The sequence below is a fragment of the Chloroflexus sp. MS-G genome (assembly GCF_000735195.1).
Classification (GTDB): domain Bacteria; phylum Chloroflexota; class Chloroflexia; order Chloroflexales; family Chloroflexaceae; genus Chloroflexus.
Genome location: NZ_JPIM01000148.1, coordinates 1 through 8856, shown reverse-complemented (window position 1 = coordinate 8856; position 8856 = coordinate 1). Strand labels below are relative to the sequence as shown.

The following is an 8856-nucleotide window of genomic DNA, read 5'->3' as shown; positions in this document are numbered from 1 at the left end:
CCCCACGCAAAATAGCTAGATGCCCTTGCGGATAGATTGGCCGTTCAAATGACCGAATTACATCCTGATTTGCCGGCGGTTCATCAGGAACGTCGGCCAGCGTCTCGGCAACCGTCTGACCGGTAATTGTCAGACAATCACCGTGCAGCAAACCAGCGTTGAGTAGCATCTTCATCACTTGCGGAACACCACCTGCACGGTGGAAATCAGTAGTTACATACCGACCCGACGGTTTCAGATCGCATAGCACTGGCACCCGCTGACGGATCGTCTCGAAATCATCAATCGTCAGCGGAACCTCAGCCGCATGCGCGATTGCCAGGAGATGCAACACAGCGTTGGTTGAGCCACCAATCGCCATCACAACTGCAATCGCGTTTTCAAATGCCTGACGAGTTAGAATCTGGCGAGCGGTGCGGTTGGCGCGAATCGCCTCGACCAATACCTCACCTGAACGGGCAGCACTAATAGCTTTTTCTTCATCTTCGGCGGCCATCGTAGAAGAGCCGGGCAAACTGAGACCGAGTGCTTCAATTGCCGATGACATCGTGTTGGCCGTGTACATGCCTCCACACGAACCGGCCCCTGGACAGGCATGCCGTTCAATTTCGAGCAACTCATGCTCATCGATCCGGCCAGCGCTATACTCACCGACTGCCTCAAAGGCACTGACAATCGTTAAATCACGATCTTTGTAACGACCGGGCTTAATCGTTCCACCATAAACAAAAATGGCCGGGATGTCGAGCCGCGCCATTGCGATCAACGCACCGGGCATGTTTTTATCACAACCGCCTACAGCGAGAATACCATCCATACGCTGGGCGTTAACCACCGTTTCAATCGAATCGGCGATCACCTCACGACTGACCAGCGAGTATTTCATGCCCTCGGTACCCATCGAAATACCATCACTGACCGTAATGGTACCGAACATCTGCGGCATACCACCGGCAGCACGAATTGCCTCTTCAGCACGTGTTGCCAGCATACCTAACCCAGCATTACAAGGCGTGAGCGTACTGTGGCCGTTTGCTACTCCAACAATTGGCTTCGTGAAATCGTTATCGCCAAAACCAACCGCCCGCAACATAGCCCGATTCGGCGAACGCTGCGGCCCCTCGGTAATCATGCGACTACGGCGATTATCGCCCATAACGAACCTCCTCAAACATCTAAACGACAAGGTATATTGCTTATTGTACCGCTTTTCTACGTGCCGCTTGCATCAAGTAGAGGCGCACTGCCAAGTATAATGGGCTGCTGAAGCATTGCCTCAGCAGCCCCAACCCACATCCCAGGGGGATATTTAGACCCGCTCTTAGAGCCTGATCACCCTCACCCCCGGCCCCTCTCCCGCGCTGCGGGAGAGGGGTGATCTGGTGTGACGCAGGCGCAGGATCGCTGCTGCTCTGCTCATCTTCCCCCTGCCTCTCCCCGTGGAGGAGCGGCAGGGGCTGGGGGGAAGGTGAGGGCTGCCCTCACCCCCAGCCCCTCTCCCGCGCTGCGGGAGAGGGGTGATCTGGTGTATGAACGCGGCATCGTTGAAAGACGCAGGCGCAGGATCGCTGCTGCTCTGCTCATCTTCCCCCTGCCTCTCCCCGTGGAGGAGCGGCAGGGAGCTGGGGGGAAGGTGAGGGCTGCCCTCCCCCCTGCCTCGCCCGCAGCGTAGGAGAGGAAGGGGGGCTGGGGGGGAAGGTGAGGGCTGCCCTCACCCCCGGCCCCTCTCCCGCGCTGCGGGAGAGGGGTGATCTGGTGTGACGCAGGCGCAGGATCGCTGCTGCTCTGCTCATCTTCCCCCTGCCTCTCCCCGTGGAGGAGCGGCAGGGGCTGGGGGGAAGGTGAGGGCTGCCCTCCCCCCTTCCTCGCCCACAGCGTGGGAGAGGAAGGGGGGCTGGGGGGGAAGGTGCGGGCCATCCTCCCCCCTTCCTCGCCCACAGCGTGGGAGAGGAAGGGGGGCTGGGGGGGAAGGTGAGGGCCGCCAGACGTGCTCCGCAGCACACGCACATGCGTTGGTCGCCAGCGTTCCTCATAGTCGAGAATCATTAAAAGCCTGGGTTTCTGATCATTCTCTCAGAGTGCAGGGGTAGCATGCCCGTTCATTGTCGTGAGGATCACTATCACACTCTTTAGCAGGCGGGTTTGCAACCCGCCCCTACCTCTCACCCTTTTCTATCCTTTACTGCCTGATAGGGTAAGGACTACCACCTTGTTCATTCGTTAGTCACCAACATTCTGGGCTTCTTCCAGAATCGGTACCGGCGCCTCACCGCGACCGACCCCCCAGTAGATGAAACCCAACTGACGCATCTCACGCGGATCGTAGAGGTTCCGCCCATCAATGACCACCGGTTGCCGCATATAGCGCTTGATACGATGCCAGTCCAACTGCTTGAACTCATTCCATTCGGTAACCAGCAACAAGGCGTCGGCATCCTTCGCAACGTCATACGCTGTGGCGGTAAAGGTCACGGTCGGCAACAACTCTTCTGCCCGTGGCATTGCAACGGGGTCATAAGCCTTCACCCGCGCCCCCTTCTTCAAGAGAGCATTAATAATATCGACACTCGGTGCTTCACGCATGTCATCGGTATTGGGTTTGAACGATAACCCGAGCACCCCGATCAGCCGTTCCTCAAGGGTTCCCAGCACCGTTTCAACCTTTTTGACAAAACGCTTACGAGCGTCACTATTAATATCCATGACTGCCTGCAACAACTGGGGGTGGCATCCAGCAGAAGCTGCCATATGGTAGAGAGCTAATACGTCTTTGGGGAAGCAGGAACCACCGTACCCAACACCGGCTTCGAGGAAGTGTGGCCCAATACGCTTGTCGGCTCCCATTCCTCTGGCCACTTCACGGACATCGGCACCCAGACGCTCGCAAATCTGAGCAATCTCGTTGATGAACGAGATGCGCGTAGCCAGAAACGCATTTGAGGCGTACTTGATCATCTCGGCAGTGCGTAGATCGGTGATAATAATCGGTGCGCCTAACGTTTCGTGGAGTGCGGCAACCCGCTGTGCGGCCTCCCGATTCTTCGCGCCAAGGACAATGCGGTCAGGCTTAAAGAAATCACTCAGCGCACTCCCCTCACGGAGAAACTCCGGATTAGAAACGACATCAAATTTCACATCAGGACCGGCATGCTCGGCAATGATGTTTTCGACCAGATCGCCGGTCCCTACCGGTACCGTACTCTTATCAATGATGATGGAACCCGAACGCAAATGTTGACCGATGCTGCGCGCAGCAGCTTTCACATACGTGAGATCGGCAGAGCCGTCTTCGGCCATAGGTGTCCCGACGGTGATGAAGATAAACTCAGCATCGGGAATCCCGACCGCATAATCATCGGTAAAACGCAACCGACCGGCACGCATGTTTCGTTCTTGCATCTCTTCGAGACCAGGCTCGAAGATCGGTGACTTTCCGCTGCGCAGCAATTCTAGTTTGTGTAGATCGATCTCGATACAGGTCACAGAATGGCCAAGATCGGCAAAACATACGCCAGTCGTAAGACCGACATATCCTGTACCTACTACGCAGATGTTTTTCACGAGTGCATCTCCTTATTACAGAACTGAAATGTTACCAACGAGGTATTATCCATCGTTTATTCAATGATCGTTGTACGGAACGAGCATGACTTTTCGATGAATAATAGCTACCTACCTGATGAAAAAGCTCAGAGCGTCACTTCTACCCCTAAACCGAGCGTGTTCGCTTGTTGTAACGCCAGCGCGGCAACGGCCAGGTCTTGCACCGCATTGCCAATCGACTTAAACAGCGTAATTTCGTCGGCTGAAGTTCGTCCATTTCCTGTACCATTCACAAGCTCACCTAATTCGGCGACAATATGGTGCTCATCGATGAGACCGGCAGCACGAGCCTGGATCAAATCACCCGCCTCGGCCCAGGCAGCTTGCCGTTGATCGACAATAACCCGACTACGGGCAACTAGCTCAGGCGGAATCTCGGCCATATCGGGCCGATACGCGCCGATAGCGTTGATATGAGTGCCGGGCCGTACCAAATCTGCCGCGAAGAGAGGCACAGAGCTACTCGTAGCCGTACAGATAACATCTGCTTCGGCCAGCGCCACCTCTAGATTAGTGGCAAGCCGAACATCGCCCCGGAAACCCTCACCGCGCAAACGTGCTGCCAATAACATCGCTCGATCACGGGTGCGGTTCACAATCCAGATATTGTTAATCGTGGGGCGAACTGCTAACACAGCCTGTATCTGCGGCAGAGCTTGCGCACCGGCCCCAAACACAACCAGCGTGCGTGCATCTGGCCGCGCCAACAGACGTGTTGCTACACCGGAAGCTGCACCGGTACGCAACGCCGTCAGATAGGTGCCATCAAGCACAGCCAGCGGACGACCACTCGTCGGATCGAATAAGGTAACTAGGGCATAAATGGTTGGCTCAGCACGATAGATGTTGTGTGGAAAGACCGAAACAGTCTTAAGGCCAAGAGCTGGCATCTCGCCAGTGAGCAGTCCCGGCATAAAGAACGTTGTTGCTGCGTGCTCGGCAATACTGATTGCAGTACGAAGCGGGATACAGGCTTCTCCCCGCGCCAACTTCCCGAATGCTTGCGCCACTGCTTCAATTGCTGCTGCCATCGGCACTGCCTTTGCAATATCGGCTGCCGAAAGAAATCGCATGCCTGCCTCCTTGTCATCCCAGCAGATATGTCACGTCTCTATCATACGACAAAACCGGCACGGATATCGATCCATGCCGGTTCTATGTTTACAGATTGTATTGCCTGCTGGCGACAATTACGCTTGTGCTGAAGAATTAGCCTCATCTGAAGCAGGGGCAGGCGTAGAAATCGGCTCAGCCGCAGACTCAGGCTCAACGTCGTTCTCGCCAATTCGGCGTAGCGACAACCCCATCCGCTGGCGTTGACGATCAAGGCTGATCACACGAGCGGTCACAATCTGGCCGGGTTGCAGAATATCGCGCGGTTGAGCCTGCGGATCGGCATCCAGTTCACTGGCGTGGATCAAGCCTTCCACCGCTTCTTCGATCTGGACAAAGGCGCCAAAAGGTGTCACATTTGTCACCGGGCCGGTCACCAATTGCCCAAGAGTGTAGCGCTGGTCAATCGTCTCCCAGGGATTATTCTGCAACTGGCGGATCGAGAGACCGATACGCTCGCGTTCGCGATCAATCTCGACCACAACCACCTTAACTTCCTGACCGGGTTGGAGCACCTCACGCGGATGGTTGACCCGCTGCCAGCTCAGTTCGGAGATGTGGGCCAGACCATCAGCACCACCCAGATCGATAAATGCACCAAAATTGGTAAGCTGGTTCACGCGGCCAACCAGGACATCACCCGGCTGCAACTCGGTGAGCAAACGATGCTTCTGCGCCTTACGCCACTCTTGAGTAGCAGCCCGCTCAGAGAGAACCAACCGGTTGCGCTCGCGATCCACCTCGATCACCTTTAGCGGAATCTCTTGATTCACCATCTTCTGCAAGGCCTGCTGGCGCTCGTCAGCAGCGGTGCGCCCATGCAACTGGGCCACTTGCGAAGCCGGTACAAATCCGCGAATCCGGTTGAATTGAACGAGCAAACCACCCTTGTTAAAACCGATCACTTTGCAACGAACAATCCCACCATCCTGGAAGAGCTGTTCGGCCACCTCCCAGTCCTTCGCCACCTGCACCATCGTGAGCGAGAGGATCAGATCACCGTCGCGATTTTCCGGCTCTTGCACATACACTTGAACCGTATCACCAACTTTCAGCGAATTGATGAAATCTTCTCCCATCTGGCGCAAATCTTGAGCCGGAATAATCCCTTCGCGCTTAGTGCCAATCGAGACCAGAACGCCATTCTCTTCGATGTGCATAATCAACCCCTCGCGCAGCTCACCACGCTGAGGACGGGCATAATCATACTCATCGAGTAATTGCGTCCAATCCAGATCTTCCTCATTCTGCTGGGTTACAGGGTCGGGCTGGACAGACATGCTACAAAGCCTCCTCAAGAAAATTTGATTTGTCTCTCCCTCCACTCAGCCGTCAATGACGAGCGTCATTTGTCTATGCTGGTAGCACGCACGAGGTCGGGCAACATACGTTGCACAGGCCGTCAACCTGGCGCGAGCCGCCGGCTCCGCTCGATGGCAAATGCTCCAAGGCCGTCGTACCATTCCAGTCTGTGGAGTTCGACCGTCGCGGAAGTCGAGACATGTTTTACAATGCCGGTAATTATAGGTGATGATGTTGAACCTGTCAACATTTTCACAAGCGCACGGTACGCATGTTGGTACAGGTACCGCACTCTCTTCTATACGGTTGATATATGGACGACACGTACCATGACTCTAACGTTTGTATTTCTCGACGGCATAGGCCTGGCTCCGGCGAGCGCTGACAACCCACTGGCTCAGGTGCCGATGCCTACCGTTCACCGGCTCCTAGGTGGACCGCTGACCAGTGAGCAGATTGGTTATCGTGACCACCTGCTGCTGACTGCACTCGACACCTGTTTGGGAGTAGATGGCTTGCCCCAAAGTGGCACCAACCACGTAGCCTTACTGGCAGGCATCAACGCTCCAGCACTCCATGGCAGGCATCAGCCGCACTTTCCGCCAGTGGCTCTGCGGCCATTGCTCGCCGAACGCTCTCTCTTCCGGCGAATCCGCGAACGAGGACTCCGCGTCGCGTTTGCTAACGTCTTTACCAACAGCTATTGGCAAGCAGTGGCAAGCCGCCGTCTACGTCACTCGGCGAGTGTGATTGCTGCCGAGGGAGCCAGTATCGATTTACGCACACTTGCCGATCTGAAGCAGGGTCGAGCACTGAGTTGGGATATTACCGGTGAAGGATTGGCAACCCGCGATCCAGAGGCCGTAACCATCGAACCGATCAGTCCACAACTCGCCGGAGAACGGCTGGCCCGCCTTGCCACCGAGTACGAATTTGTCTTTTTTGAGAGCTTTCTGCCCGATCTTGCCGGGCATGGTCGCCTGGGAACGCATGGCGTCCGCGAAGCACTCACCCGCATCGACGGTCTGATCGCCGGTTGGCTGGATGCCCGTCGTCATCAAGACAACTTGATCATAACGTCAGATCATGGCAATATCGAACAGGCATCAACCACAACCCATACCACTGCACCGGCACCGTTGCTGGTCATTGGTCCACTCGCCGAACATTTTCGCCATGTCCGGCGAATCGATGAAGTTGCTGATGCCATTCTACAAGCTCTACCTGCTATGAGCCAATGAGGAGATTATGCAGCGCAAAGTACGAGTTCTGTTCGTCTGTATGGGGAATATCTGTCGTTCACCAATGGCCGAGGCGATCTTTCGCCACCTGGTCAATGAGGCCGGCTTGAGTGAACGATTTGAGATCGATTCAGCCGGTACCGGTAGCTGGCACGTCGGCGAGCCTCCACATCCAGGGACGCAGCGCGTGCTGGCGCGCCGAAATATCTCGACGGCCGGTATGTATGCCCGTCAGGTACGGAGCGCCGATATTGACCAGTTCGATTACATTTTGGTCATGGATCGCGAAAATCTGGCCGATCTGAGTCGATTTCACCCCAAAGCTCGTGAGCGAGCCAGACTCTTGTTGAGCTTTGCCCCCAACCTTGGTACCGATGAGGTGCCTGATCCGTATTACAACGGTCGTTTTGAAGAGGTCTATCACATGATCGAAACAGCATGTCGTAATCTGCTCGCGTACATTCGTGAACAAGAAGGCCTCTGACCGTCCTGGCAGCATCGAGATGTTTTAAGGATGCAGCAGTGCTGCATCCTTGTTTTCTAAGCGTAAACTGTGATGAAGAAGATAGAGTAGGGAGCAGTGGGCTTGCCGTGCGTGAGGCAGCCTACCTCCCCCTGTTCCGATAGTAGTCAGTATGATCGGTTTTCCGGGCACCGCGAGAATGCTGGTTAGCGATCTCCACTTTCCCGCCAACGGTGGGGGCGGTCAGCGCTGGAAAGGGCTGCATAACGTTAGCATAGTGAATACAGCCGAATATCAGAAACCTGAAAAACCCGGATGTGCCAACACGTCAATGCAACTCTCACTGTTTCTGCGTCGTCTGATAATGAAGGCAGTACATCAACGATTGGAAATCACACCCCAAAACCTGCTTTAACGCTATGACGTTATGTATCGTAACAAGCGGCGTATCAGTATGATGAAGGATCAGCACCTGTTCATCCCAACAAATTATTGTGGATTAGTGAGAGTTGAAATTTTGTAAACAGTGCGTTATACTGTTGCACAAGCACATAAGAATTGATTCCTGTCTGTATCGGTTTATCACTGCCAGGCTTGCAGATAGAGGTAGAAGCTATCGCTACCTCATCAACGCTTGTGGCTATCACCACCGATAACAGAACATGAATCGAGGGTTTTAAAACAAGCAAATACTCACAAATGGAGTTCTGCCATGTCAGACATCACCAAAAACTTACTCAACGTTGATCTTCGCCAAGGTGTCGTACCGATCTCAAAGGCAGCATCCTCACTGGCCGCGCTTATCAAACGCTCACAAGCGACTCACCAGCCCATTATTGTTACACAAAAAGGGTACCCGGCCGGCGTGCTGTTAGATGTTGAGCTGTTTACCGCACTCCGCGAACTAGCTGAGCGCTATGAGAGCGAGCGCAACGGCAAGAGTGAGGATAAAGACACTGAGTGATAGTTCACCCACGCCGGTCTACAAGTATTATGTTAATCAGGCGCAGTCGTTGACTTAAACAACTGCGCCAGGTTGCTTTTGCTTACACTCAGCGCCGATCCGAAATATTCTGTGGTAGAAGAAGCAGGAATGACACACCTGAATGCCTGGGTGCGCGGGCCTCCGGCCCG

8 protein-coding genes are annotated in these 8856 nt (G+C 54.8%); 4 read left to right on the top strand and 4 right to left on the bottom strand.

Going from position 1 to position 8856, the window contains the following annotated elements:
• The 4 genes from JE47_RS0118320 to JE47_RS0118300 form a co-directional block, all read right to left on the bottom strand.
• The coding region (locus JE47_RS0118320) for a dihydroxy-acid dehydratase domain-containing protein (protein ID WP_031461139.1) at positions 1 to 1156 on the bottom strand (1156 nt) is incomplete at its 3' end.
• A 1064-nt stretch (positions 1157 to 2220) separates the two neighbouring features.
• Positions 2221 to 3561: a UDP-glucose dehydrogenase family protein gene (locus JE47_RS0118310; RefSeq protein ID WP_031461137.1), complete on the bottom strand. Its 1341-nt coding sequence runs from the start codon at positions 3559 to 3561 to the stop codon at positions 2221 to 2223.
• A 128-nt stretch (positions 3562 to 3689) separates the two neighbouring features.
• Positions 3690 to 4676 (bottom strand): ornithine cyclodeaminase family protein, encoded by a 987-nt coding sequence (locus JE47_RS0118305; protein WP_031461136.1) that lies wholly within the window; start codon positions 4674 to 4676, stop codon positions 3690 to 3692.
• 117 nt (positions 4677 to 4793) lie between these two features.
• Complete coding sequence (locus JE47_RS0118300) at positions 4794 to 5996, bottom strand: 30S ribosomal protein S1 (protein WP_031461135.1); 1203 nt, start codon at positions 5994 to 5996, stop codon at positions 4794 to 4796.
• Positions 5997 to 6347: 351 nt separating this feature from the next.
• Between JE47_RS0118300 and JE47_RS0118295 the strand changes: the two genes are divergently transcribed.
• From JE47_RS0118295 to JE47_RS0118280, 4 genes are all read left to right on the top strand, one after another.
• Positions 6348 to 7259 (top strand): metalloenzyme, encoded by a 912-nt coding sequence (locus JE47_RS0118295; protein ID WP_031461134.1) that lies wholly within the window; start codon positions 6348 to 6350, stop codon positions 7257 to 7259.
• Between the two features lie 7 nt (positions 7260 to 7266).
• Positions 7267 to 7743, top strand: coding sequence for a low molecular weight protein-tyrosine-phosphatase (locus tag JE47_RS0118290; RefSeq protein WP_028459482.1), 477 nt, complete (start codon positions 7267 to 7269; stop codon positions 7741 to 7743).
• A gap of 151 nt (positions 7744 to 7894) precedes the next feature.
• Complete coding sequence (locus JE47_RS22310; RefSeq protein WP_031461133.1) at positions 7895 to 8137, top strand: hypothetical protein; 243 nt, start codon at positions 7895 to 7897, stop codon at positions 8135 to 8137.
• Positions 8138 to 8434: 297 nt separating this feature from the next.
• On the top strand, positions 8435 to 8686 hold the full coding sequence (locus JE47_RS0118280) for a type II toxin-antitoxin system Phd/YefM family antitoxin (RefSeq protein ID WP_031461132.1): 252 nt from the start codon (positions 8435 to 8437) through the stop codon (positions 8684 to 8686).
• The last annotated feature ends 170 nt before the right edge of the window (positions 8687 to 8856 follow it).

What these genes read in the sequence shown, in the direction of transcription:
- JE47_RS0118305 (WP_031461136.1), bottom strand. Translation starts at nt 4,676, where the DNA reads ATGCGATTTCTTTCGGCAGCCGATATTGCAAAGGCAGTGCCGATGGCA.
- JE47_RS0118300 (WP_031461135.1), bottom strand. Translation starts at nt 5,996, where the DNA reads ATGTCTGTCCAGCCCGACCCTGTAACCCAGCAGAATGAGGAAGATCTG.
- JE47_RS0118295 (WP_031461134.1), top strand. Translation starts at nt 6,348, where the DNA reads ATGACTCTAACGTTTGTATTTCTCGACGGCATAGGCCTGGCTCCGGCG.
- JE47_RS0118290 (WP_028459482.1), top strand. Translation starts at nt 7,267, where the DNA reads ATGCAGCGCAAAGTACGAGTTCTGTTCGTCTGTATGGGGAATATCTGT.
- JE47_RS22310 (WP_031461133.1), top strand. Translation starts at nt 7,895, where the DNA reads ATGATCGGTTTTCCGGGCACCGCGAGAATGCTGGTTAGCGATCTCCAC.
- JE47_RS0118280 (WP_031461132.1), top strand. Translation starts at nt 8,435, where the DNA reads ATGTCAGACATCACCAAAAACTTACTCAACGTTGATCTTCGCCAAGGT.